General features: G+C 61.0%; 19 protein-coding genes. 13 read left to right on the top strand and 6 right to left on the bottom strand.

The annotated features are described in order from the left end of the window. Positions 1-29 precede the first annotated feature (29 nt). Both MWL89_RS09125 and MWL89_RS09120 read right to left on the bottom strand, forming a co-directional pair. A complete protein-coding gene (locus MWL89_RS09125) occupies positions 30-452 on the bottom strand; it encodes a flavodoxin (RefSeq protein ID WP_102377975.1) in 423 nt (140 codons plus the stop codon). Continuing rightward, the gene (locus tag MWL89_RS09120) at positions 449-1102 is read right to left on the bottom strand and encodes a DUF3793 family protein (protein WP_244385794.1); all 654 of its coding nucleotides are present in this window, start codon (positions 1100-1102) and stop codon (positions 449-451) included. The genes MWL89_RS09125 and MWL89_RS09120 overlap by 4 nt, the downstream gene beginning before the upstream one ends. Before the next feature lie 368 nt (positions 1103-1470). On the opposite strand from MWL89_RS09120, the gene MWL89_RS09115 reads away from it, so the two are divergent. The 4 genes from MWL89_RS09115 (at position 1471) to MWL89_RS09100 (ending at position 4982) form a co-directional block, all read left to right on the top strand. Then, positions 1471-2208 carry an HD-GYP domain-containing protein gene (locus tag MWL89_RS09115; protein ID WP_244385793.1) on the top strand — a complete coding sequence of 246 codons (738 nt, stop codon included), beginning with the start codon at positions 1471-1473 and terminating at the stop codon, positions 2206-2208. A 193-nt stretch (positions 2209-2401) separates the two neighbouring features. Continuing rightward, positions 2402-3814, top strand: a complete 1413-nt coding sequence (locus MWL89_RS09110) for a uracil-xanthine permease family protein (RefSeq protein ID WP_102377977.1) — start codon at positions 2402-2404, stop codon at positions 3812-3814. Positions 3815-3980: 166 nt separating this feature from the next. Then, positions 3981-4202, top strand: coding sequence for a hypothetical protein (locus MWL89_RS09105; RefSeq protein ID WP_102377978.1), 222 nt, complete (start codon positions 3981-3983; stop codon positions 4200-4202). A 117-nt stretch (positions 4203-4319) separates the two neighbouring features. Next, complete coding sequence (locus MWL89_RS09100) at positions 4320-4982, top strand: TetR/AcrR family transcriptional regulator (RefSeq protein WP_244385792.1); 663 nt, start codon at positions 4320-4322, stop codon at positions 4980-4982. 148 nt (positions 4983-5130) lie between these two features. Here MWL89_RS09100 and MWL89_RS09095 read toward each other — a convergent pair whose 3' ends face one another. Continuing rightward, a complete protein-coding gene (locus MWL89_RS09095) occupies positions 5131-5619 on the bottom strand; it encodes a hypothetical protein (protein WP_244385791.1) in 489 nt (162 codons plus the stop codon). Between the two features lie 498 nt (positions 5620-6117). On the opposite strand from MWL89_RS09095, the gene MWL89_RS09090 reads away from it, so the two are divergent. From MWL89_RS09090 to cydC, 6 genes are all read left to right on the top strand, one after another. After that, positions 6118-8046, top strand: a complete 1929-nt coding sequence (locus MWL89_RS09090) for an ABC transporter ATP-binding protein (RefSeq protein ID WP_244385790.1) — start codon at positions 6118-6120, stop codon at positions 8044-8046. A gap of 10 nt (positions 8047-8056) precedes the next feature. Continuing rightward, positions 8057-9814, top strand: coding sequence for an ABC transporter ATP-binding protein (locus tag MWL89_RS09085; RefSeq protein WP_244385789.1), 1758 nt, complete (start codon positions 8057-8059; stop codon positions 9812-9814). Positions 9815-10161: 347 nt separating this feature from the next. Continuing rightward, a complete protein-coding gene (locus tag MWL89_RS09080; RefSeq protein ID WP_102377981.1) occupies positions 10162-10461 on the top strand; it encodes a DUF6110 family protein in 300 nt (99 codons plus the stop codon). A gap of 87 nt (positions 10462-10548) precedes the next feature. Then, positions 10549-12546 carry a heavy metal translocating P-type ATPase gene (locus MWL89_RS09075; protein WP_244385788.1) on the top strand — a complete coding sequence of 666 codons (1998 nt, stop codon included), beginning with the start codon at positions 10549-10551 and terminating at the stop codon, positions 12544-12546. Between the two features lie 264 nt (positions 12547-12810). After that, entirely contained in the window at positions 12811-13293 is a 483-nt protein-coding gene (locus MWL89_RS09070; RefSeq protein WP_244385787.1) for a YbaN family protein, read from the top strand. Between the two features lie 167 nt (positions 13294-13460). Continuing rightward, the gene (gene cydC / locus MWL89_RS09065) at positions 13461-16961 is read left to right on the top strand and encodes a thiol reductant ABC exporter subunit CydC (protein ID WP_244385786.1); all 3501 of its coding nucleotides are present in this window, start codon (positions 13461-13463) and stop codon (positions 16959-16961) included. Positions 16962-17230: 269 nt separating this feature from the next. Here cydC and MWL89_RS09060 read toward each other — a convergent pair whose 3' ends face one another. From MWL89_RS09060 to MWL89_RS09050, 3 genes are all read right to left on the bottom strand, one after another. Beyond that, complete coding sequence (locus MWL89_RS09060) at positions 17231-17935, bottom strand: aquaporin (RefSeq protein WP_102377985.1); 705 nt, start codon at positions 17933-17935, stop codon at positions 17231-17233. 131 nt (positions 17936-18066) lie between these two features. After that, complete coding sequence (gene yfcE, locus MWL89_RS09055) at positions 18067-18615, bottom strand: phosphodiesterase (protein ID WP_244385785.1); 549 nt, start codon at positions 18613-18615, stop codon at positions 18067-18069. A gap of 55 nt (positions 18616-18670) precedes the next feature. Continuing rightward, positions 18671-19930: a deoxyguanosinetriphosphate triphosphohydrolase family protein gene (locus MWL89_RS09050; protein WP_102377987.1), complete on the bottom strand. Its 1260-nt coding sequence runs from the start codon at positions 19928-19930 to the stop codon at positions 18671-18673. A gap of 218 nt (positions 19931-20148) precedes the next feature. Between MWL89_RS09050 and rpoN the strand changes: the two genes are divergently transcribed. The 3 genes from rpoN (at position 20149) to MWL89_RS09035 (ending at position 24433) form a co-directional block, all read left to right on the top strand. Then, a complete protein-coding gene (gene rpoN, locus MWL89_RS09045; RefSeq protein ID WP_244385784.1) occupies positions 20149-21534 on the top strand; it encodes an RNA polymerase factor sigma-54 in 1386 nt (461 codons plus the stop codon). Positions 21535-21915: 381 nt separating this feature from the next. Further along, entirely contained in the window at positions 21916-23160 is a 1245-nt protein-coding gene (locus tag MWL89_RS09040; protein ID WP_102377989.1) for an MFS transporter, read from the top strand. 43 nt (positions 23161-23203) lie between these two features. Continuing rightward, positions 23204-24433 (top strand): MFS transporter, encoded by a 1230-nt coding sequence (locus tag MWL89_RS09035; protein WP_102377990.1) that lies wholly within the window; start codon positions 23204-23206, stop codon positions 24431-24433. The last annotated feature ends 281 nt before the right edge of the window (positions 24434-24714 follow it).

Below are 24714 nucleotides of genomic sequence, written 5' to 3'. Positions count from 1 at the left end.
CCTGCGGCCTAAGGCGCTTTGGACGGGGGCTACGCTGCGAGCAGCGCCCCGAGGCGCACGCATTCGGAGGTCGCTTCATCGTCGGGATAGTCCTTCGCAATGACCGAGTCGACGAGCTCGAGACCTGCGCTGACGGCGCGATCTTCCCATAGCTCCATCCACTCTCCGTCGTTCCAGTCGTATGACCCGAACAACGCGACGGGTTTGCCTGCGAGCAGCGGCTCCACCTCGTCGTACATGGGTAAAAACTCAGAATCTTCGAGCTCCTCGTCGCCCATGGCAGGGCAGCCGAACGCGTAGGCATCGAACGCGTCGAGTCTGTTGGGGCCAAAATCGCTTGCGCAGATGAGCTCGGCGTGCGCTCCCTTGCCCCGAACGCCTTCGGCGACGAGCTGAGCCATGGCTTCGGTGTTGCCCGTGCCGCTCCAATAGACGATTGCTACGTTTTTCATAGTGCAAACTCCTTTACTGAGTCGGTTACCGAGACGGTCCTGTCGCATGCGGTGAGGCTTTCGAGGGTTGCGCCCCCGTCGAAGAGGTTCTGGTAGAGGTTCGTGCAGTTCCTGAATCGACAGAAGCAGGCTTGTGCGTCGTGCGCGTTCGCGTACACCTTCCAGCAGCCGCTGCACAGGCTGTTCTCGCCTCGATGCTCGATGAACCCGACGACGTCATCGAAGGGGTATCCGAGGAAGAAACCGATCTCGTGGGGGAACTCGCACGTTCCGCGCAGCCTGCTTTCGAGATCGGTCCCGCAGATGCGATGGTGCAAACGCTCGATGCAGCCGGCGAGGCAATCGGGGTCGTACCCCGCTTTTCTGAGATAGGATGCCACGTTGGGTTGCCGGATGCTTTCGCAGAGGATGGCGGGGCGGTAGACGAGCAGCAACGCTCCCGATTCCCGCCGTGCGAGAACCTCGAGACGTACGCCACGCGGCTCGAGCCGCGCTCGACAGGTGTTGAGCAGGCTCGGCTCGCATTCGAGTCTCGCCGCTTTGCGGGGGACGGTAAAGAGATTCGCCGGCTTAAGGCAGGCAAGGGTCGGGGTGCAGTGGCGCACGATCTTTCGCTCGAGCGAGCGGATCGGCGTGGTCTTTTCTTCCATAACGCTCCTTATCCACGTAGACGGGCGAATCTCACGGAGGGATGTCGCGCGCTGCGCTTGGGTAAGTTGACCAGCTGGCGGTCGAACAAAGTAAACTATGGTTAACATATAGGCGAGAAGGGGGATCAAGTCAAGGAAAAAAACGGTAGGGGAAGAAAACGCACGCATTCCGAAACCGTTGGTTTCTTCCGTCGGCAGGCGTGCGTGCGAAAACTGCGGGCGCGTTGGCGGGACTGACGCGGACGGCGGTTCCCGTTCCGAAACCGCAACCGTTCTTTCGGCGTGTGGCGCGCTGCGGCCATTGCCTCGGTTGCGCTGCTGTGCTATAAAGTTATCTATAGCTAACAATTGAAAGGGGCATGGGTGTCATGATGGAGTTCGGGGCGGCGGACGCCAACGGGGCGTTGGACTTCACGTGCGAAACCTGCACGACGAAGCAGACGTCAAAGCTGTTGCATGATCTGATCCAGAGCATTGTTTCGGCTCTTGAAGCGCGTGACCCGCATACCGCCGAGCACTCGTTGCGTGTGGGCGATATGGCTGAGAGGACATGCTCTCTCATGGGTTTGCCGGACGACGTTACGGCGACCATCCACATGGCGGCCCACGTACACGATATCGGTAAGATCGGCATTCCCGACAGAGTCCTTCTGAGAAACGCCCGTCTGACGCCTGCCGAGCACGCGCTACTGCGCAACCACCCGAGAATCGGCTACGACATCCTTTCGGGATGCGAGAGCCTCGACGGCGTCGCCGAGATCGTTCTGCATCATCACGAACGCTGGGACGGCTCGGGCTATCCCGACGGGCTGGCGGGCGAGCGCATTCCCCTCGGTGCCCGCATCGTTGCGGTGTGCGACTCGATCGATGCCATGCTGGGAAAGCGGCTGTGCAAGAAATCGATGGCGCCGCGCGAGTGCGTACAGGAAATATTCCTCAATGCGGGTTCGATGTACGACCCCGACATCGCCTGGTTTGTGCTCAAGCACTGGGACGCCATCGTCGGCCGCGTCGAGTTCAGGGATTTCATCGTTGCCGAACCGGGGGCCTATCATGCGCTGTGCTGCAGCGTTCCCGCTCCCAAAGCGCTCGACCTCATCGCTTGATCCGGTTTCTGCCGCACGCGAGGACGGTTGGGTTTTTCTCGCTCGACGGTCAGCGACTTCCACCGTATCGCTCGCACGTTTTTTCCTTTGACGTCACCAAGACCTTCCCTTTGTGGCACAATTTGGAAGATTGGGTTCGGACGGAACCGAACAGCCGCCGTGCGCGGCGTTTCGTAAGAAGGGGAGATGACACGTGAGCAAAAACAAGCCAACGCCCACTATGGGGGCCCAAGACAGCCCGGATGCGGTATACGATGCGCGTACGCTCGGTGCGCCGAAAATGGCATTGTTCGGTTTACAGCACATGTTTGCCATGTTCGGCGCGACGATCCTCGTGCCAACGTTGACGGGGTTGTCCGTGTCGGCAACGCTCCTGTTCGCCGGCGTGGGAACGCTTCTGTTCCACCTGCTGGCCAAGGGCAAGGTGCCGGCATTTCTCGGTTCGTCGTTTGCGTTCATTGCGGGTTATGCCGCTATCGCGCCGAACGGCGAGGCCGACCTGCTTCCGTACGCTTGCCTGGGCGTTGCCTGCGCGGGTCTTCTGTACCTCGTGCTGTCGGCGCTGTTCAGGATATTCGGCCCCACGCGCGTCATGCGGTTCTTCCCGCCCGTCGTCACCGGCCCCATCGTCATTGCGATCGGCCTCATCCTTGCAAGCTCGGCGATCGGCAACGCTTCGACCAACTGGGCCATCGCCATCGTTGCCATTGCGGTCATCGTGGTGTGCAACATCTGGGGCAAGGGCATGATCAAGATCATCCCCATCCTCCTCGGCGTTATCGTGTCCTACGTCGTGGCGGCGGTTGCGGGCGTGGTCGACTTCACGCCGGTGGCCGAGGCCGCATGGATCGGCGCTCCCTTCCAGTGGAGCGATACGGTGTTCTCCATCTTCGGAGCCGATTTCAACGCGGGCCTTGCGATCACGGCCATCATCACCATCATGCCGCTCGCGTTCGCTACCATGATCGAGCACATCGGCGATGTTTCGGCCATCTCGTCGACGGTTAACCGCAACTACATCGCCGAACCCGGTCTGCACCGCACGCTTCTGGGCGACGGCCTGGCCACCATTCTCGCGTCGCTGTTCGGCGCGCCCGCCAATACGACCTACGGCGAGAACACCGGCGTGCTTGCGCTCACGCGCGTGTTCGATCCGCGCGTTATACGCATCGCTGCCGTTTTCGCTATCGTGTTCTCGTTCTGCCCGAAGTTCGCGGCGGTCATCTCGGTCATGCCCGCCTGCGTCATCGGCGGCGTCTCGCTCGTGCTGTACGGCATGATCTCGGCGGTCGGCATCCGCAACCTCGTGGAGAACCACGTCGACTTCATGAAGAGCCGCAACGTCATCATCACCGCGCTCATCCTCGTGCTTTCGCTCGGCATCGCCTACAGCGCTGCAGGTGCCATCGTGGTTCCCGTCGGGGAGATCACCATCTCGCTGTCCGGTTTGGCAGTGGGCTCGATCGTGGGCATCCTGCTCAATATGATCCTGCCGGGACACGAGGACATACCGGGTCAAGAACCCCAGGCGCTCGAAGAATACGACGAGTTGGATCGATTGCCGCTCGAGGGATCGTATGAGGGGCTGGCGAACGCAGAGAAATAGCGTTTGCATCGCGCATGGCGATCAAGCAGTCAAGGAAGCGCCTTCGGGCGCTTCCTTTGTTTGGGCGAAGGTGCTGTGAGGAAATCGTGCTATTGGTGCCCATAAGTTAACAATAGCTAACTTATGGTATCATGGTTTCGGTACAGGTTGGCGAAAGGCGGTTTTCATGGTGGTTGGCGTTTGCAAGTCGCTTGAAGAGGGGCGGACGTATTCCTATGCGGATCTCAGCGAGCGGTTCGGTTTGCGCAAAGCGGAGTTCGAGCAGATCCTCGACTACCTGATCGACCGCGGCTGCCTGAAGCCGAAGCTGTTCGAATCCGTCTGTCTCGACGGGGCGACCGTCGTGACGTGCATCCCGTTCGAGCACCGCGTGCGTTGGGAGGCCTAGCGCCGCGCTTCGGCGGCGACGGCAGCGGGCGCTTCGTCTGAAGCGCACTGCCCGCCCGGCTCCGATTGCGGTATCATGGCGGTACTGCAGCGAATACGAGCCGGGGATCGGAGGACCATGCAACGAGACGACGCGCGGAACGGGGCGGGCGCGCGCGAGCGCGTCATGTCGTGTGCGGTGCGGGAGTTCATGGACAAGGGCTTCAACGGGGCCTCGCTCAGAACGATCGCCGCTGCCGCCGAGGTGACGACTGGTGCCATATACGGGTATTTCCCCAGCAAAGAGGCGCTGTTCGACGCTATCGTCGCGCCTGCCGGCGACGAGCTCCTCGCGCGCTACATCGCCTCCCAGGAACGGTTCTACGCGCTGCCGTTCGAAGATCAGACTTTCGAGGGCATGCAGGACTTCGAGAGGGGGCTCGTGCACGAGATGCTCGATTTCGTGTACGACCATCGCGGGGAGTTCCTGCTGATCTTCGCCAAGTCGGCCGGTACGTCGTGGGAGACCTACATGGAGCGCTTCGTCGACGTCGAGGAGGAGAGCACCCACCGCTACACGCGCGAGATGCGCGAGCGGGGCGTCGAGCTGGCCGCGATGTCTCCTGCGACGGCCCGCATCCTGTCGAGCATGTTCTTCCGCGGCTACTTCGAGCCGCTGCTCGCCGGCATGCCGCGCGGGGAGGCGCATGGTTTCATCGCCGACTACGAGCGGTTCTTCCATGCGGGCTACGTCGCGCTCATGGAGCCGCAGCAAAGCGAGGATTCGAAAGACGCGCAGTAGGGCGCGTGTTCCAGGGGCGGAGCGATGCGGGCGCTTGACGGGGCACTGACGCGCCTGCTAGGTGCGACCGCGCAGGCGAAGCGGGGGTTCGGTGCAAGAAATTGCGGTTTTGCGTTCTGGGACGGCCTCGAACGGTCGACACTCTCCATTACCGGTTGATTGCGCGTATAGCGCGTTTTCGTTTTCGCAGATGGCGCTTAATGCGCTGGCCTTTTTTGGTTCTGGGCGAACCTTCGATGAGCGCACAACGGCAGTTTCTTGTATCGAGATGGCGTTTTAAGCAATTGAAATGCCTTACCGAAATGAGATGTGCCGATGCGCCATGGCGAAAGGACAGCTTGTTTGAGCGGATCTTCCTTTCGGTGGCACGGCGTTTCGAGCGCAAAGCGGCGCAACGTTCGATCTCGCCGGATCCCGCAGCATTTGCGCGGGCAACGGAAAACCCTTTGGCCGTCTTCAAGTCATAGGGTTTTCCAAGACGGCGGTTATCAACCGCCGAGGCCGTTTTCATGCGAAAATTCAGCGTGGCATGTCTTGGGTGCCAAAAACGTGTCCCGGCGACAGAAATGTTCGGTTTGGGAGAGGTAAAGCGCGGATTTCTGTAAGTTCGAACATCATCTCGAGGCCTCTTGCGCATCTTCAGCTGCGTTATCCCTGGTGAGCGGTAGCCTGCAGTTGGACAGGACACCGATCATCGCCGTCCGTGCGTCCAAACCGAACATTTCTGCACGCAGAGACGCCTTTTACTGCCCGAGAGCCTGCCTTCGGCTCGGCGTCGGACCTTAGGCTCGAGGCGGAAAACGGAAGTTTTCGTCGCAGCGGGCATCCATGTAGAAGAATCGGCGAAAAATACGCGGTATCGGCTTGCCGTTTCCTCATTTCCGGATCAGCGAAGAGCCAAAGAAATCGATCGAAGGAGAAGCACGGAGCGGCGACGAAAAGCTTTTGCTTTCTGTTGTTCTCGGACTTCTTCGCTGTTAGGCGCAGGGCTGGACTCATGGGGCGCGTTGGATGCAGGTACGCAAGCGCATCGGATGCGGGTACGGAAGAAAAAGTTATCACTGTCTAACATAACAGTGTTATACTTCCCATGTAAGCCATAGATAACTTTCAATACGCGTGAAAGGACGAGCGTATGGATGTTGGAAACACGGTCTCGGCCGACGTGGCGGGTGCGACCGAAGAGGGAGTGAGTCTTGAACCGGTAGGCGCAACCGGGACAGTTGCCAGATCTGAAGCGGCGGGTACGCCTGAAAGGACAGGTGCACCCGTAGCGGCTGCCGAGCCCGAAGCGGGGGATGTGCCCGAAACTGCTGTGGAAGAGGGAAGGGGGCGGCCCGCAAACCCGGTTGCCTTGCTGCTCTCGTGGTCGGGTGAGAAAAGGTCGTGGTACGTTGCCTCCGTGCTGCTCGCCGTTATCGGGGTGGCGGGGAGTATCGTGCCGTACTTCGCGGTGGGTCAGATGATCGCAGGTGTGCTCGCCCAAACGCGCGATTTCGCGTTCTACCTCGGATGGTGCGGGATCGCTGCGGCGGGCTACCTCATCTACATCATCTGCCACAACGCTTCGACGACCCTATCCCACAAGGCCACGTTCGCCACCATCTCGAAGGTGCGTCGCCGCCTGGCGGACAAGCTCACGCGCGTGCCGATGGGATACGTGCTCGATACGCCGTCGGGTAAGCTCAAGAACATCATGGTAGAAAAGGTGGACAGCATCGAGACCACCCTCGCGCACGTTGTGCCCGAGATGACCTCGAACCTGCTCGTGCCCATCGCCGTGATCGTGTTCATGTTCACGCTCGATTGGCGCATGGCGCTTATTGCCCTCGTCACACTGCCCATCGGGTTCATCTGCTACATGGGCATGATGCGCGACTACGCGTCGTGGTACGAGAAGACCGTCCAGGCCGGTGAGGAGATGAGCGCGGCATCGGTCGAGTACGTGGGCGGCATCGAGGTGATCAAGGCGTTCGGCCAGTCGGCAAGCTCGTACGAAAAGTTCTCGAATGCGGTCACACGATACGCCCGCTCGTTCATCGATTGGATGCACCACTGCCAGATATTCCAGGACGGCGGCCTTGCCATCTGGCCGGCGACGCTCGTCACCGTACTGCCGGCGGGGTGCTTCTTCGTCATGGAAGGCACGCTTGATCCTGCTACGTTCGTCATGGTCGCCGTGCTCTCGCTCGGCATCTTCCCGCCCCTTTACGCCGCGATGAGCTTCATCGATTCGCTCGCCCAGATCGGGACCGTCGTCGAGCAGATCACGGGTATCCTCGATGTGCCCGAGCAACGCCGCGCAACCTCGCCCGCTGCAACGGACGGCACGCGCATCGAACTTGAGAACGTGCGTTTCTCCTACGGCCGCGAGGAGGTCGTCCACGGTATCGATCTGACAATCGAGCCGAATTCGGTGACGGCGTTCGTGGGGCCGTCCGGCTCGGGCAAGTCGACGCTCGCGCGGCTCATCGCGGGTTTCTGGGACGCGAGTTCGGGCGCGGTGCGCATCGGCGGCGTCTCGGTCAACGATATGCCGCCCAGCCAGCTTATGGATCTCGTCTCGTTCGTCGAGCAAGACAACTACCTGTTCGACGATACGGTTATGGAAAACATTCGCATGGGCAAACCCGGCGCCTCTGACAGCGAGGTTATCGAGGTGGCGAAGCAAAGCGGGTGCTACGAGTTCATAGAGAGCCTCGAGCACGGTTTCGAAACCGTGGTCGGCGGCTCGGGCGGACATCTCTCGGGAGGCGAGCGCCAGCGCATCGCCATCGCACGCGCCATGCTCAAAAGCGCGCCGATCGTGATCCTCGACGAGGCGACGGCCTACACCGACCCCGAGAACGAGGCGGTCATCGAGGCGGCGGTCGGCAAGCTCGTCGCCGGCAAGACGCTCATCGTGATCGCCCATCGCCTTTCGACCATCACCGACGCCGATTCGATCGTCGTGGTGGCGGACGGCCGCATCGAGGCGCAGGGGACCCACGGCGAACTGCTGGCGACGTGTCCGCTCTACGCGCACATGTACGAAGCCCACATCGATGCCAAAGACGCTGCGTAAGGAGGTTAAGTTGTTCTCAACGTTCAAAAAATACTTCGCCTTCGGCGGCAGCTATGCGAAATACCTCAAGCGGGGCATGGCGTTCTCGGTGCTCAACTCGTTCTTCGAGGCCTGGCAGATGATGGCGTTCGCCGTCGTGCTCTTTGCCCTTGCGAGGGGCGCCGTTACCCAAACGACCCTGTTGACCTCGCTCGCCATCATGCTCGCGAGCATCCTCGGCTGCTTCGTCACGGCGCACTTCAAGAGCGAGAACTTCTGCAAGGGGAACTTCTCGATGACCGGCGAGAAGCGCACGCAGATCGGCGACCGCATGCGGTACCTGCCGATGGGTTACTTCAACGAAAACAGCCTCGGGAGCATTTCGGGCACCATGACCAATACGCTCGACGACGTGCAGAACGCGGGCGGCATGGTGTACACCAACGTGATCTCCGGTTTCGTGTTCTCCTCGATTATGGCTATCATGCTGCTGTTCTTCGATTGGCGCATCGGGCTCATCGTCGTGGCGACGAGCGCGCTGTTCCTCGGCATCAACGCGCTCATGCAGCGTGCGTCCAAGAAGGTGACCGGGCGTCGCGTCGCAGCACAGAGCGCCATCGTCGGCGCCGTGCTCGAGTACGTGCAGGGCATCGGGGTGGTGCGCGCGTTCTCGCTCGTCGGCGACGCGGAGCAGAAACTCAAAGGTGCCATCGACGAGTGCGAGCGCATGAACGTCCGTCTCGAACTCAAGTTCATCAAATACGCGATCGCGCAGACGCTGCTCACCAAGGCCTCGAGCGTGGCGATGTGCCTCGTTGCGATATGGTGCTGGATTGCGGGCACGATGGAGGCGGGCGTTTGCCTCGTTATGATCGTCGCCTCGTTCATGGTGTACGGTAAGATCGAGATGTCGGGCGTATTCGCAAGTTTGCTGCGCATGATCGACATCAGCATGGACAAGGTGAACGCGATGATAACGACGCCCGTGATGGACGGGGGAGCGTGTGCTGCTAGCCCCGAAAACTTCGACCTCGTCGTGGAAGATGCGTCGTTCGGCTACGGCGAGCGTGCGGTCGTCGACCGCGTATCGCTGTCCATTCCCGAGAAGACCACGTGCGCGATCGTCGGCCCCTCCGGGTCGGGCAAGACTACGCTCACGCAGCTCATGGCTCGGTTCTGGGACGTGGATGCGGGCAGGATCACGCTCGGCGGCACCGACATCCGCGATTTCGAGGTGGACGCTCTGCTCGCGAACTTCTCGATGGTGTTTCAGGGAGTGTATTTGTTCGACGACACGATCGAGAACAACATCAAGTTCGGACGGCCGAGCGCGACCCATGCCGAGGTGGTCGATGCGGCGAAGCGCGCGTGCTGCACCGAGTTCATCGAGAGCTTGCCTGCCGGCTACGAAACGCGCATCGGAGAGGGCGGTGCGGCGCTTTCGGGCGGCGAGCGCCAGCGCATCTCGATTGCGCGCGCCATCCTCAAGGATGCGCCGATCATCATCCTCGACGAGGCGACGGCCAACGTCGATCCTGAAAACGAACGCGATCTGCAGCGGGCGGTCGCCGAGCTCACGCGGGAGAAGACCGTCATCATGATCGCCCATCGCCTGAAGACCGTGCGCAATGCCGACCAGATCATCGTACTCGATCGGGGACGCATCGTGCAGCGCGGCACGCACGACGAGCTCATGGGCGAGACGGGCATCTACGCCGACTTCGTGAGCATGCGCGAGCGCACCATCGGGTGGAAGCTCGCCGGCCGCACGGTAGCGGCGGCAGGGTAGGGCCGAGCGCTGCAGCTGTTGCGGGGTGCGGCTCGGGTGCCGTGCGAGGGCGCGGCACCCGTCTGGGCGCGCAAAGCGTCCCGACTTGCTTGCGCTCTGCGGTGGCGGCTGCTGCGAGGTCTATTTTCTCTTATACCCCGTATAGAGCGTCATGGCGGCGCATACCACGCCCGCCCAAGCCCAAAAACGATGCTGCTTCATGGATGGGCACCTCTCTTTCTGGCGGAAAATGTGAAGTTAACCACCGTTGACTAATTATTCTGACCGTATTATCGTATATAAAGTTAGGTTAATGCAACTTATTTGCATTAAAGGAGAAACGTTCAGGAAGACTGGAAGGCGGTTTCATGAAAACGAAAACGAAGGGCGGTTTGCTGGTGGGTGCAGGTTTCCTTCTGGGAACCGTGGGCGTGAAAGCCCTTACAAGCAGTACGGCGAAAAAAGCCTATGTGCAGGGCGTTGCGAAGGGGATTCAAGCCAAAAACTGCTACGAGAACATTGTCGAGCAAGCGAAAGCCCAAGTCGACGACATCGTAGCCGAAGCGCAGTACATCAGCGTGGCGTCGGGTGACGACGCTGCGGAAACGCAGGTGGCTGCCGAGGACGGCAAGGCGAAGGCACAGGCTAAATCTTCCGCGAAGAAGTAACGCATGCATTACGCGATAGAGCACGAAATACCGGGTCGCATACGGGTCCGGTTGCCTGGCAGCATCCCTGATCGGGATATCGACCCTTTGACAAGAACGCTCTGCCGATGCGACGCGGCTAAAAAGGTTGTGGTATACCCCCGTGCCGGGTCTGTAGCTATCGAGTATGCGGGGGTGGGCGGCCGTGCTCGGGTTCTCGAGAGGCTTTCGTCGCTCGACGCGGCCGAGATCGAGCATGCGCGCGACGATTGCGCCCTGGCTCTTGTTCCGCGAACCCATTCGCTTCTCATGGACATCGCAGCGCTTGTCGGATCTTATTTTGCGCGCCGGTGGTTTCTTCCCAAGCCGATTGCGGCGGTTGTCACCCTATGGCGCTACCGCACATTCCTCCGTGCGGCGATTCGTTCGCTCGGAAGATCGCGGCTCGACGTTCCCGTTCTCGACGCGGCGGCCATCGGCATGTCGTTTATCAAGCGCGATCCCCGGACAGCGGGCCAGACGATGTTCCTGCTCGACCTCGGCGAAACGCTCGAGGAGTACACGCGAGCGCGCTCCGAAAGCGAGCTCATCTACACGCTCCTCGATATGCCCGAAACCGCCCAGCTCGTCAAGGGCGGGCAAGAGGCGGCGGTTTCGTCGAGCTCGCTGTGCGAGGGAGATCTCGTGGTGGTGAGAACGGGTATGTCCATCGGCATCGACGGCGTTGTCGAGAGAGGCGTCGCCATGGTGAACCAGGCCACGCTGACCGGTGAGCCGCTCGCCGTCGAGCGTACGGTTGGCGACGACGTGTTTGCGGGCACCGCTGTCGAGGATGGCGAGATCTTCGTGCGGGTGAAAGCGAATACGGGCGACACGAAGCTGCGCTCGATCGTTTCGCTCGTGGAGCAATCGGAGGCATGCAAATCGGGGAGCCAATCGCGTATGGAGGCGCTTGCCGATAGCATCGTGCCGTGGAATTTCCTGCTTGCGGGAGTCGTCGCGCTTGCGACGCGCAGCCTGCTTAAGACATCGGCCGCCCTTATGGTTGATTACTCGTGTGCGCTTAAGCTGACCGGTTCGATCGCCGTGCTTTCGGCGATGAGCCAAAGCGCGAAGGCGGGCATAACGGTAAAGGGGTCGAAGCATTTCGAAACCATGGCTGCAGCCGATACGATCGTGTTCGATAAAACGGGTACGCTTACCGAGGCGTTGCCGAAGGTCGCCTGCGTGCTTGCGCTCGACGGATGGAACCGCCGCGAGGTCTTGCGTTTCGCCGCCTGCCTCGAAGAGCACTTTCCTCATCCCGTCGCTCGTGCGGTCGTGCGCGCTGCGGCGGAAAAGAACCTCAAGCACCGCGAGCGCCATGCTGCCGTCGAATACATCGTCGCGCACGGTATCGCCTCGTCGCTCGAGGGAAAGCGCGTCGTGATCGGATCGGAGCATTTCGTCGTGGAAGACGAGGGTGTTCCCATAAGCGACGAGCAGAAACAGAAGATCGCCTGCGAAACAGAAGGTCTCTCGCCGCTCTACCTTGCGGTTGACGGCGAGTTGATCGGCGTGCTCGGCATCGAGGACCCGCTGAAGGCGGGTGTGGCGGAATCGATCGACGAGCTTCGCCGGCTCGGGTTCAACCGTGTCGTGATGTTGACCGGCGACAACGAGCGGACTGCGGCGCGCATCGCCGAGGACGCGGGCGTCGTCGAATTTCACGCCAACATGCTGCCGGCAGACAAGCATGCGTTTGTGGAGGCCCTGCGTGCCGAGGGAAGTTGCGTGGTCATGGTGGGCGACGGCGTGAACGATTCGCCCGCTCTCTCTGCGGCCGATGTCGGAATAGCGATGGGGCAGGGAACTGCCATCGCCAAAGAAGTGGCCGATGTGACGCTTTCAGGCGGATCGCTCGAGGCGCTCGTAGAGCTTCGCAAGCTCGGCAGCGCGCTCATGTCTCGCATGAACGGTTCGTATGGGGGCGTTATGGTTGTGAACAGCGTTTTGCTGGCAGCGGGCATCGGGGGCCTCCTGCAGCCGCAGACTTCGTCGCTTCTCCATAATGCGACAACCGTTGCGTTGAGCGCGCGCAACGGTTCGGCATATCGCTTGAGATAAGGCAAGGGCGGGTTCGCGACGTGCCGAAAACGTAGGTGCAAGCCCGCCCAGCGGCTTGGGTGCGGGCGGTTGCGCGCGATAGCCCTGCATCGATTGCGCGTCCCGTTGCGGCGGGATGCGTTGCAACGGGGCATAGGGTTCTGTCACCCAAAAATTAGATATGGTTTACATTTTATCGATCTTTGGGTACCATGTCCCTATAAGTTAACTTAAGCAAACTAAAATGCGAGGCCGAGACGGAACTGCAAGGAGGCGGGTGCACGCATGAAAAAATTCGAGCTGGTCGGCGATGCGGTCGAGGGCGTGGCGGTCGAAACCGTCCCGACAGATGCGGCGCAATCGCCTCACGCTGCCAAAGCCAAGGAGCGCAAGGGCTATGCCAAGGCGCTTTGGGCGGCGGGCGGCTTCGCGTGTTTCGGGCTCGGGGTCGTCGGAGCAGTGCTTCCAGTCATTCCGACCACGCCGTTTCTGCTCGCTGCCGCGTTCTTTTTTGCCCGCAGCTCCGACAGACTCAATAGTTGGTTCAGATCGACCAAGCTCTACAAGCGGGTTCTCGAAGGCTACGCCACGAAGCGCTCCATGACGGTGAAGGCGAAGCTCGCCATACTCGTACCGGTGACGATTCTGCTTGCCATCGGGTTCGCCCTTATGGCGAACGTGCCGATCGGGCGTGTGGTGCTCGCCGCCGTATGGATCGGACACATCGTCTACTTCGGTTTCATCGTAAAAACCGACAAGGCGGGCTAACGGCCGCCCGGCTTTCAGCGCACTGTCTCGCCGCGATCCCTCGGCGTCTATCCCGTCGGTCTCTCGTCGGCGTACTCGGCAGTCTCTCGGCGAAAAGTTGACCAAATCTAACCGTATTGTGTTAGTCTAGGATAACTACTTAGATGCGACTGCAAAGGCGAGGTTCGATGTTCAATAAACGGCTTTTGGCCATGGTGCCGACGGCCATGCGCTATATTCTGGCTAACGTTGTGTTCCAATGGGTGTCCCTTATCGCCAACATCGCGATGATGGTGACTATCGGGCTTTTCATCTACGACACGCTTGCTGCGACACCGGGAGGCGTTACCCTCGGCACCGTGCTTCTCGTTGCCGCGGCCGCCATCGCCGTCCGCGCAATCTGCACGACGGCGGCCCAGTCGATGAGCTGCAAAGCCGCCTCCATCGCCAAGAAGACGATGCGCCAGGCGGTGTACGATAAGCTCACGCGGCTCGGTCCGGCCTATGCCGAGAAGGTGCCGACGAGCGAAGCCGTGCAGATGAGCGTCGAGGGCGCCGAACAGCTCGAGGTGTACTTCGGTTCGTATCTGCCGCAGCTGTTCTATGCGATCGTCGCGCCCATTACGCTGTTCTGCTTTTTGGCGCCGTGGAGCCTTCCCGCCGCTATCGTGCTGTTCGTGTGCGTGCCGCTCATCCCCGTTTCCATCATGGCCATACAGCGGATCGCCAAGCGGGTCGTGCGCTCCTATTGGGGCAAATACGCCGATCTCGGGGGAACGTTTCTCGAGAACCTGCAGGGTCTTACGACGCTGAAGATATACCGTGCCGACGGTGCGCGCCATAAGCGCATGAACGAAGAGGCCGAAGGCTTCAGGCAGGCCACCATGAAGCTGCTCTCGATGCAGCTCAACTCGATCAACGTCATGGACCTGCTTGCATACGGCGGCGCGGCGGTGGGCATCATCGTCGTGCTGTTCCAGTTTGCGGGGCAAGCGGCGTCGCTGGCGGCGGCGTTCGTCATCGTGTTCCTGTCCGCTGAGTTCTTCATCCCCATGCGCACGTTGGGCTCGTTTTTCCATACCGCCATGAACGGCATTGCGGCGGCTGAAAAGATGTTCGATCTCATCGACGCGCCTGAACCCGAGCGCGGGAGCGAGCGCATCGATCCCGCCAACTGCTCGATCGAGTGCCGCGGTCTCACGTACTCGTACGACGGCGTGCGCACCGTGCTCCGTGACGTCGACTTCGATGCGGGGCAAAACCGTTTCACGGCAATCGTGGGGGAGAGCGGCTCGGGCAAGTCGACGCTTGCCGGCATCCTCTCGGGCCGAAACGCCGCCTACGCCGGTTCGGTTACGATCGGCGGGACCGATGCGTTGGAGATTTCCCGCGAATCGCTCATGAGATCGCTCGTGACCGTGTCCTTTTCGAGCTACCTGTTCAAGGGGAGCGTGAAGTCGAACCTGCTCATGGGTAAGCCGACCGCCTCTGACGATGAGCTTTGGCACGCGCTCGACCGCTGTCGTCTCGGCGATTTCGTTCGCGCGGCGGGCGGTCTCGGCATGCCGCTTGCGGAACAGGCGGCGAATCTTTCGGGCGGCCAGCGCCAGCGTCTCGCCATGGCGCGCGCTCTGCTGCACGACGCCGACATCTACGTTTTCGACGAGGCCACCTCGAACATCGATGCGGAGAGCGAAGCGGCGCTCATCGAGACGATCGGCGAGCTTGCGCGCACGAAGACCGTCATCATGATCTCGCACCGCCTTACGGCCATCAAGGGCGCCGATCGCATCTACGCGATGGCGGACGGGCGCATTGCCGAAGCGGGAACCCATGACGAGCTTCTCGCGAACGATTCGGTGTATGCGCAGCTGTGGAACCAGCAGGCAAAACTCGAGGCGTACGCCGCCCGCGAGCATGCCGAAGCAGCGCCCTCGACGGCGGTGCCGATGGACGCGGCCGACGCGTCGCGGGTCGGCGGGCAAGGCGCAGACGGGCCGACCGATGCGGGGGGGATATCGACGGCGCCGGAGAAGAGGCGTTCGAACCTCTCCATCATGCTTCGGCTCATTGCGCTCGTCGGCCCCTTGCTGCCGTACATGGTCCTCGCCATCGTGCTTGGCGTAGCGGGCTTTCTGGCGGCGATCTTCCTCACCACGTTCGGTGCTTACGGCATCGTCGACGCAGCGGGGATGCCTGCCGGCATCGGCTTTACCGCAGCGTGCGTGCTCGTTGCGGTATGCGGCATCGTGCGCGGGCCCCTGCGCTACGGCGAGCAGCTCTGCAACCATTTCATTGCGTTCAAGCTTCTCGCGCTCATTCGCGATAAGGTGTTCGGCGCCTTGCGCCGCCTTGCGCCGGCGAAGCTCGAGGGTCGCGACAAAGGCAACCTCATATCGCTTTTGACCTCCGATATCGAACTGCTCGAGGTATTTTACGCTCATACCATATCGCCTATCGCCATTGCGATCATCGTATCGCTGATCATGACCGTGTTCATCGGAACGTTCTCGCTGCCGCTCGCTTTGTTGGCTCTGGGCGCTTACCTGGTGATCGGGCTTGCCGTACCCCTTGTTGCTTCGCGTATGGCGGGCAAAGGCGGGCGGGCGTTCCGCGATCAGGTGGGCGATATGAACACGTTCGTGCTCGACAGCCTGCGCGGATTGCGCGAGACGCTCCAGTACGGGCGCGAAAAGAAGCGCTCGGTCGAGCTCGAAGAGCGCACCGACGGGCTTGCGACGGTCGAGGCCGTGCTCAAGCGCAGGACGGGCCGCTTCATGGCGCTCACGGGCGCCCTTGTGCTCGCCTTCGATGTCCTCATGGTTGCGCTAGCCTTCGGTCTGTATGCGGCGGGGGAGGTCGGATTCCCGGGCGCGCTTATCTGCTCGATGGCCTTCATGTCCTCGTTCGGCCCGGTGATTGCGGTTGCCAACCTCGGCTCGACGCTGCAGCAGACGTTTGCTTCGGGCGCGCGCGTGCTCGACGTGCTCGATGAAAACCCGGAAGTCGAGGATGTGGCCGACGGCGCCGACATCGCCTTCTCGGGCGCTCGGGCGAACGGCGTCGGCTTCTCGTACGGAAGCGAACCTATCCTCGACGATGTGAGCCTGGAAATTCGACCGGGTACCGTCGTGAACATCGCGGGACGCAGCGGGTCGGGCAAGTCGACCTTCCTTAAGCTGCTCATGCGGTTCTGGGATGTGACGAGCGGATCCATCGCGCTTTCCGGTATCGACGTACGCAGCGTCAACACCGAGAGCCTGCGTGAAAACGAGAGCTACATGACCCAGGAAACCCATCTGTTCGCAGGAACCGTGCGTGAGAACATCGCGCTGGTGAAACCCCAAGCGAGCGATGCGGAACTCGACGAGGCCTGCCGAAAAGCGGCGATCCTCGACCTGATCGAACGGCTGCCGCAGGGCTTTGACACGCCGGTTGGCGAGCTCGGCGATACGCTGTCGGGGGGCGAGCGCCAGCGCATCGGGCTTGCGCGCGTGTTCCTCTACGATGCCCCGTTCGTGCTTCTCGACGAACCCACCTCGAACCTCGACAGCCTCAACGAAGCGTCGGTGCTTTCGGCGCTCGAGGCGAGCAAGGCCGACAAGACCATCGTGCTCGTGAGCCATCGAGCATCGACCTGCATGTTCGCCGATGCGACGTACTCGGTGGAAAGCGGACGGGTCAGCTGACGGGGTGCTTTGACCTCGCCGCCCTTCGTTTCGGATCCGCGATGTCCGCCAACCGCCTTCGTGCGATGAATCTCGGGGCACCATAGCATTATTCGGCCGCATCGTCGCAGGTCGCGGATAACGATTCCGATAATAGACGCCGAAAGGCCTCGCACGAAGGCGGTTGGCGGACATCGGGTGCGCGGCAAGGGAAAGCCCCCGATTCGAAAAGCCCCCGATTCGATCGCCAGGCGATGACGCGGGGGCTTTGGGGATTCGTGCGAAGCGGATTACTTCGCGGTTTTGAAAGCCTTCCAGATAACGGCGGCAAGAGCTGCTCCGACGAGCGGCGCGACAACGAACACCCATACCTGGGAGATCGCGGTCGGATCGATCGGGGCCATGAGCAGCGCGGGGCCGAAGCTGCGTGCGGGGTTCACCGAAGTTCCCGTCAGCGGAATGCCCATGATGTGGACGAAGGCGAGCGTGAGGCCGATGATGATGCCCGCGTAGGGGGCCGTCTTCTCGTTCGCGGTCGATCCGAGCACCGAAAGAACGAAGATGCAGGTGAGGATAACCTCGACGACCAATGCGCCGATCAGGCTTATGCCCACCGAAGACGCGGCTTCGTAGCCGTCGCATCCGAGGCCCGTTGCGGCCACGCCGCCGAGGCTCGCGCAGTTCGCGATGATGAAGTAGAGGAGCGCCGCGCCGACGATACCGCCGACGAACTGCGCGACCCAGTACCCGATCAGATCTTTGCCCGACAAGCGCTTGTCGAGGAACAGGCCGAATGAGACGGCGGGGTTGATGTGGCAGCCCGACGTCCCCCCGATTACGAACGCCATGGCGACGATCGACAGGCCGAACGCGAGCGCGATACCGAGCGTGCCGAGCACCGATCCCGCTACCGCTGCGCTTCCGCAGCCGAACAGGGTGAGCACGCAGGTGCCGAAAGCTTCCGCGGCGTACTTTTTGATGGAAGATGATTCCATGCTTTGTCCTCCTTGCAATGGTGGGTGTTTGTGCAAGCGCCCATGCTACCACCAAGGAAGGCGGCTTTTTTCTGGTTCATCTAACGGTTGCGGCGGACAGGCGACCCCAGATCGCGGGGCGGATCGCAGGGCTAAAGCGCGGCTTCGGCGATCGGTTCGCCCGAAAGAGCCTTGAGCGAGAAGACCCCGTCTTCGAACAGGGCGAAACTGCGGCTTCCGTCCTTCGGGATCGAGACGCTGCCGGGATTCACGAGCAGGATGCCGGCAGCGTTTTCACGCTCGAGCTGCTTTTTGTGCGTGTGCCCGTAAAGAAACGCACTGCCGAAGGCGAGGTAGGGAAGGTTTTCGGGGTTCCAGAGGTGGCCATGGGTGGCGAACAGCATCCTGCCCCGATCGTCGACGAGCTCGGTGTGGTCGGCCATGCAGGGGAATTCGAGCACCATTTGATCGACCTCGGCTTCACAATTGCCGCGCACGGCAACGATACGGTCTTTGAGATCGTTGAGGATGCGGGCGACGGTTTTCGGATCGTATCCGTCGGGCAGGGCGTTGCGCGGCCCATGGTAGAGCAGATCCCCCAAGAGGAGGATGCGATCGGGCGCTTCCTCGTCGATGCGGTCGGCGAGCGTGCTGCAGAAACGGGCGGAGCCGTGTATGTCGGAAGCTATGAGAATCTTCATGGTGGTCCTGTTCGCTTGGCGGTTTCATCGGTTTGAGGCTGTGCGCTCGGGGTGCTCAGCCTCGCAGGTCGGCGCAATAATCCTGCGTGATGATGTGCTTGTCGCTTTTCGGGAAGAGGAACTCGTAGAGGGTCGTGAAGTAGCTGTCGGTCATCGAGGCCATGTAGTCGACGACGATCTGATCGGGATTCTCGGCAAGGTACTCGTCGGCGCGGACCGTTCGCGATTTCGTGACGAGGTTCGCTATGTGGTGGCGGAATATCGGCGAGCCCTCGTCGCGCGCGACGAGCTGGGCGCGCAGCTTTCCGTACATCTCGGCGAACATCTCTTCGACGATGTTGCCGTAACCCGAGATCACGCCTTCGTTGAAGTAGATCTGCTCGTAGTTCTGCGTCTTTGCGCGCTTGAGGTCGTCGAATACGGCCTTGCTCATGGCGATGCGGTCCTTGCCGTAGCTGTTGTTCACGATATCGACGGTGAGGTTGTTGATGATCTGGGCGTTCCCTCGGCCGATCACCTGGGAGTCGAAGCTCGAAAGCGAACCGAGCACGCCCATGTCGATGGCGTCTTGGCGGTCTTTGCCGAGGTAGGCGATCATATCGCTCACGCGCACCACGCATCCTTCGAGCGTCGAGGGCCGCAGGGTCTTGATCGTCGTTTCGTCGGTGTAGCAGCGTTCCACGATGGCGTCGAACGTATCGAAATCGGGAAGGTCGCTCATGGAAAGCACTTGCTGGGCGAACTCTCCGTTGTGGCAGAGCACGCCGTCGAGCGTTTGCAGGCTGATGTTGCGCCTGAAGAGCTTGTCGAGCACGCGTACCGAGTGGACGTTATGGTTGAAGAAGCGGCCGGTGTTGGCGTGGTAGAGCTTGCCGAGGAACTTCTCGCCGGCGTGGCCGAACGGGGTGTGTCCCACATCGTGGCCGAGGGCGATCGCTTCGATGAGATCGATGTTGAGACCGAGTATTCCGCCGATGTTGCGGGCGATGCGGCTCACGAGCTGCACGTGCAGGCCGCGCCTCGAGATGTCGTCGTTCTGTATGAACGAGAACACCTGCGTTTTGTCCGCATAGCGGTTGTAGGCGGGAACGTTGATGATCTTCTCGATATCGCGTCCGAAAGCGGGACGGGTGAGCGTCGCTTCGTCGTGCTCGTTTGCCTGACGGCGAACGACGTGCTCGTCGTCGAATCGATAGGGGTTGCCGACACCGTTCGCCCGATCGCTGCGTATCGCATCGGCAATATCGGGATCGAGCGAAAGGTAGGGGATGGGGCTGCGGGCTTCCCGCCCGGGGTCGTTCGATGCGCTGCTCATGTCGTGTGCTCCTACTGTGCGGTGGCGATGCGCTCTCGGCGCTTGCTGTTCAGCGCTATTGTATCGCATCGGGCCCTTCTATACGGCAGCATGCGGGTTTCTTCGGATGTTTGGCTTTGACGCCGCGTCGCTTTGTCGTGGTACTATAGGCGCTGCGCGCCAGATTGCCGCACGATGGCCTGCGTGGCGAGTTTCTATCCGACAAACGAGGTAGCCGCATGAAGTTCGACCAAAGACCGGATCTATCCCTCAATCAGCATCTGCATCTCACCACCGAGCTCAAGCAGGGCATATCCATCCTGCGCATGTCGGCGGCAGAGTTGAGCGAGTACGTGCGGCAGTGCGTTGAGGAAAACCCGTTTCTCGACGAGGACGATTGGGTCGAACCGCGTCATCCGGCCATCCCCGAGCGCTATATGCAGGACGTGAGCGCCGATGCGCTCTTCGAAAAGCGGGGGCACGGCAGTCCGGAGAGTTTCGACAGAGAGCGAAGCGACATGTCGCAGCGATCCTTCTCGATCGACCGCTACCTGACAGAGACGGATTCGCTCGATGCGTTCTTGAGCGATCAGCTGCGCATTCAGTCCGATTGTACGAGGACGATGGTTGTCGGCAAGTACCTTATCGGCAACCTCGATTCGAACGGCTATCTTTGCATGTCCGTTGATCAGGTGGCAGCCGCCTTGGGAATCTCCGAGGGGGAGGTCGGACGGGTGTTGTCCCTTGTCCAGCAGTTCGAGCCGACCGGGGTGGCCGCACGAAATCTTGCCGAATGCCTCGAGCTGCAGCTGAGGAAGAGCGGCGATTTGACTCCGATGCTCGAGCGTTTGATAAAAAACTATCTCGCTGATTTCGAAACGCGAACCCCCGCTTCGATCGCCCGGGACATGGGAGTCACGCTTGCGGAGCTGAACGAGGCGCTCGATGTGATTCGGACGTGCAACCCGCGTCCCGCCGCGCAGTTCGGCCAGCCGTCGCGCCCCATTTGGCCCGAAGTGGTCGTGGAGCTGGACGCGGACGGTGAATATACGGTGAGCCTTCAGGATTTTTACCTTCCCCATATGAAAATCAACCCCACATACCGCACGTTGGCCTCGACTGCGAAGGAAAGCGAAGCGAAGGCGTATCTTACCGAGAAGCTCAAAGAAGCCGAAAGCCTTATCGACGGCATCAACTTCAGGCATGCTACGCTGTATAAGATCGCATGCTGCATCGTGCAGATGCAGATCGAGTTCTTTGTGAGGGGTTACGATTGCCTGAGGCCCCTCACTATGGCCCAGGTAGCCAACGCTTCCGACGTGTCCGAGTCAACGGTGAGTCGCATCGTCCGCGGCAACTACATGCAAACCCCCCGCGGCGTATTCGAGCTGAGGTTTTTCTTTCACTCATCGGCCTATCGGGCGGCCGATCGCGTGGTGTCGTCGGTGAGCGTCAAACACCGCATAAGCGAGCTCATTGCGAACGAGGACGCTTCGGCGCCGCTCAGCGATCAAGCGGTATCCGACCTGCTTGCGCGTGAAGGCGTTTCCGTTTCTCGCAGAACGGTCAACAAGTACCGAGACGAACTGGGCATTCCCGCCCGCGCCGCCCGTCGGCGCTGCTAGATCTTGCTTGCGAGCGAAGCGGCCGCTCTTCGCCCAAAGGCGCCGAGCGGATTTTCGCATGATCCGCTTTGCCTGAGCGCGGACTGATCCCCGCGTCTCAATCATTCTCATACATTCTCATATTGTGACGGACTGCTTTCATCCGTTTCGAAGGAATCCTTCCTGACCTGCCCTATTCGTGAAGCGGGAAAGTGGCATGGTTCTTGCATCGATACATACGAGGCGTCTTTGGCTTGGCTGGAAGGGACCAGCCGCACGAACGGGCGCGCAGCTTCTCGGGGGAATCGCGAAGCTGTTATCCCTGCATCCGTTCTAAGCGAGAGCGTTTTAGGAACCGGTTTCATGCATAGACGGGTATTGCCGGAATAAGGAGGAATCGGATTGACTAAAAAACAGAAGACGGCGGCCGCATGGGTCGTTGTGATCATCGCGTTCTTCGGCGGCTTTGCACTTGCCAACGTTCAAAACAAGACTCCACCGTGCCTCGACGTTATCATGCTGTACTTCAACATCGGCGAAACGGACGCAGGTTGGCTCACGTCCGTTTTCACTATCATGGGTATGGTCACAGCCATTCCCGCATCGATGCTCATGCGCAAGCTGGGCCCGAAGAAAATCGGCGCCATTTCGCTCGCATGCGCCGCCATCGGCGGTATCATCGGGGCTTTTGCTACCGATCTCACCGTGCTCATGGCGACGCGCGTTCTCGAAGGCGTGGGCGTCGGCATGATAGCCGTCGTCGGGCCCGCCGTGATCTCGATGTGGTTCCCGGCGGAGAAGCGCGGTCTGCCCATGGGCCTGTGGGGCTCGTGGATGATGTGCTCGCAGACGTTGCTGTTCTTCATTGCGGGAGGCCTGACCACCGCGTTCGGCTGGCAGGGCGTCTGGTGGTTCTGCGTGGCGTTCTGCGTCGTCGTTTTAATCCTGTACATGTGGAAGGTCGACGCGCCGCCCGCGGGCACGCCGAACTACGCCGAGGGCGAAGACGAGGAGGAGTTCAGGTTCGGCGACGGATTCAAGTCGTCTTCGACCTGGATCCTCACGTTGGCCGGCACCATCTTCACGTTCTGCTGCTTCGGGTTCGCCACCTACATCTCGCTGTACTGGGCGCAGACGTTCTTCAACGGGGACATGAACCAATCCAACTGGTGGGTATCGATCATGTACGCCATCGAGATTCCGGTCGTCATCCTGATCGGCTGGTTCTTGAACCACATCAAGCTCAACCACCGCCGCTTCGTCGGCACGGTGGGGTTTGCACTGTACACGTTCATCCTGTTCATCTGCTTCAGGCTCAACGAACCCGGCCTGCTGATTCCGTTCATACTCGTCTATCCGTTCCTCGAGGGCTCCATCCCGACCGTGTACTGGACGCTGTGCCCCTCGACGGCCAAGAAGCCTGAGTACTCGGGTACCGCCATCGGCATCCTGAACGTTGGATTGAATATCGGAACGCTGCTCGGACCCCCGGTGACCGGGTATTTTATCGAGTACTACGGATGGGCGACCGCTACGGTACCGCTGGCTGTAGCGTCCGTCATCGGCGCAGTGCTGTTCATTTTCGTTAAAACGTACGACCACGATTCGAGCAAGGCGGACGCTCGCGTCGGGCAGGGCAACGGCTAGCGATAGCCCTGAATCGTCAATGCAATCGGAAGGATTGGGATTTATGAAAACGAAACGGGCCTGGATCGTCGCGTTTGCGACCATCTTTGCCGGAGTGTCGTTGGCGCTCGTGCAGAACAAAGTAGCACCCAGCATGACCACCTTGATGGATGCCTTTAGCATCGATATGGCTACGGCCGGCTGGTTGAGTTCGCTTTTTTCGCTTGTGGGCATCGTGATCGCCATCCCCACGGCAGTCATTCTCAACAAGGTGGGTCCGAAGAAGGGCGGCATCATCGCCTTAGCGTGCGCCGTTGTCGGCTCCCTTATCGGCGTGCTCTCCGGCGGCAGCGTCGCGATCCTCATGGCGAGCCGCGTGATCGAGGGAATGGGCGTCGGCCTGATGTCGGTCATCGGCCCGTCGCTTATCGCGATGTGGTTTCCCGAGGCCAAGCGGGGCCTGCCCATGAGCATCTGGGCAGCGTATCAGATGGGCGCGCAGGCGGTCATGTTCTTCTTGGGCGCAATGCTCACGTCGAGCTTCGGCTGGCAGGGCGTCTGGTGGTTCGGGCTCGCTGCGTGCGTTGTCGCTCTTGTATTCTATATCCTGTGCGTGAAGAGTCCGCGGCCCGAAGACAGCTACGCGGACGTCGAGAGCGACGATGTATCCATTGCCGAGGGCATAAAATCGCCGTCGGCTTGGATTCTATCGCTCGCTACCATGCTGTTCTGCATCGGTTGCTTCGGATTCGTCAACTGGATCGCCACCTGCTGGGCGCAGACGTTCAGCTGGGGGGAGGGCGAGGCGAACATGTGGGTCGGTTACTTCTCCATCTTCGGCGTGGTGGCCGCCGTGATCATCGGCGCGCTGCTCAACCGCGTGAAGAACCGCAAGCTGTTCGGCGTCGTGATGCTCATCGCCTACGGCGCGGCTTCGGTGTTCGGCATGTTCATGGACAACCCGAGCTTCCTTATCGGCTTCGTGATCGTCTACGGTTTCGTCGATGCGGGCTTTCCGTGCGTTCTGTGGACGATGGCGGCCCAGACGGTCAAGAAGCCGGAGCTTGCGGGCGTGGCGCTCGGCGTCGTGTCGATCGGGTTCAACGTGGGCGTGCTGCTGGGCCCCCCGATCATCGGAGCCATCGTCGAGGCTGCCGGTTGGCATGCGGGCGCCATCGCCATCTGCGCCTCTTGCGTACTCGGCGCGGTGGTCCTGCTGTTCACGAAGCTCTACAGCGCCGACGGCGCGTCCGAGCACGAAGGGGCCGAGCGAACGGTTCCTTCGGCGCTTTAGCGAAATCGTTTACGGCGACAGCGCTTCCAGACGTCGCATGCGCCGAATCCCGAGGGTATGGCGGGCATCCGAGCACGGGTGCCCGCTTTGCCTTTCCGATGCGGCGTATTGTATCCGCCGGGAAGCGTTTCGCATCCTGAAGCGCCTGCGCTTTACCGAGCGTTCTCAATATGCGAGTCATTCGCATATCGAGAAGAGCCGAACCGAGAAGCGGTGCGAGAAAGACTGCGCCAACGGTTCCCAACCGCTGGAGGCAAATTCGCAAAAAAGAAAAATTAATC

Source organism: Raoultibacter timonensis (genome assembly GCF_022845715.1).
GTDB lineage: Bacteria > Actinomycetota > Coriobacteriia > Coriobacteriales > Eggerthellaceae > Raoultibacter > Raoultibacter timonensis.
This window is presented reverse-complemented; position numbering and strand designations above follow the sequence as displayed.

Excerpts from the sequence above, each read along its gene's own strand:
- MWL89_RS09125 (WP_102377975.1), bottom strand. The coding sequence starts at position 452 with ATGAAAAACGTAGCAATCGTCTATTGGAGCGGCACGGGCAACACCGAA.
- MWL89_RS09120 (WP_244385794.1), bottom strand. The coding sequence starts at position 1,102 with ATGGAAGAAAAGACCACGCCGATCCGCTCGCTCGAGCGAAAGATCGTG.
- MWL89_RS09115 (WP_244385793.1), top strand. The coding sequence starts at position 1,471 with ATGATGGAGTTCGGGGCGGCGGACGCCAACGGGGCGTTGGACTTCACG.
- MWL89_RS09105 (WP_102377978.1), top strand. The coding sequence starts at position 3,981 with ATGGTGGTTGGCGTTTGCAAGTCGCTTGAAGAGGGGCGGACGTATTCC.
- MWL89_RS09100 (WP_244385792.1), top strand. The coding sequence starts at position 4,320 with ATGCAACGAGACGACGCGCGGAACGGGGCGGGCGCGCGCGAGCGCGTC.
- MWL89_RS09095 (WP_244385791.1), bottom strand. The coding sequence starts at position 5,619 with ATGCGCAAGAGGCCTCGAGATGATGTTCGAACTTACAGAAATCCGCGC.
- MWL89_RS09090 (WP_244385790.1), top strand. The coding sequence starts at position 6,118 with ATGGATGTTGGAAACACGGTCTCGGCCGACGTGGCGGGTGCGACCGAA.
- MWL89_RS09080 (WP_102377981.1), top strand. The coding sequence starts at position 10,162 with ATGAAAACGAAAACGAAGGGCGGTTTGCTGGTGGGTGCAGGTTTCCTT.
- MWL89_RS09070 (WP_244385787.1), top strand. The coding sequence starts at position 12,811 with ATGAAAAAATTCGAGCTGGTCGGCGATGCGGTCGAGGGCGTGGCGGTC.
- cydC (WP_244385786.1), top strand. The coding sequence starts at position 13,461 with ATGTTCAATAAACGGCTTTTGGCCATGGTGCCGACGGCCATGCGCTAT.
- MWL89_RS09060 (WP_102377985.1), bottom strand. The coding sequence starts at position 17,935 with ATGGAATCATCTTCCATCAAAAAGTACGCCGCGGAAGCTTTCGGCACC.
- yfcE (WP_244385785.1), bottom strand. The coding sequence starts at position 18,615 with ATGAAGATTCTCATAGCTTCCGACATACACGGCTCCGCCCGTTTCTGC.
- MWL89_RS09050 (WP_102377987.1), bottom strand. The coding sequence starts at position 19,930 with ATGAGCAGCGCATCGAACGACCCCGGGCGGGAAGCCCGCAGCCCCATC.
- rpoN (WP_244385784.1), top strand. The coding sequence starts at position 20,149 with ATGAAGTTCGACCAAAGACCGGATCTATCCCTCAATCAGCATCTGCAT.
- MWL89_RS09035 (WP_102377990.1), top strand. The coding sequence starts at position 23,204 with ATGAAAACGAAACGGGCCTGGATCGTCGCGTTTGCGACCATCTTTGCC.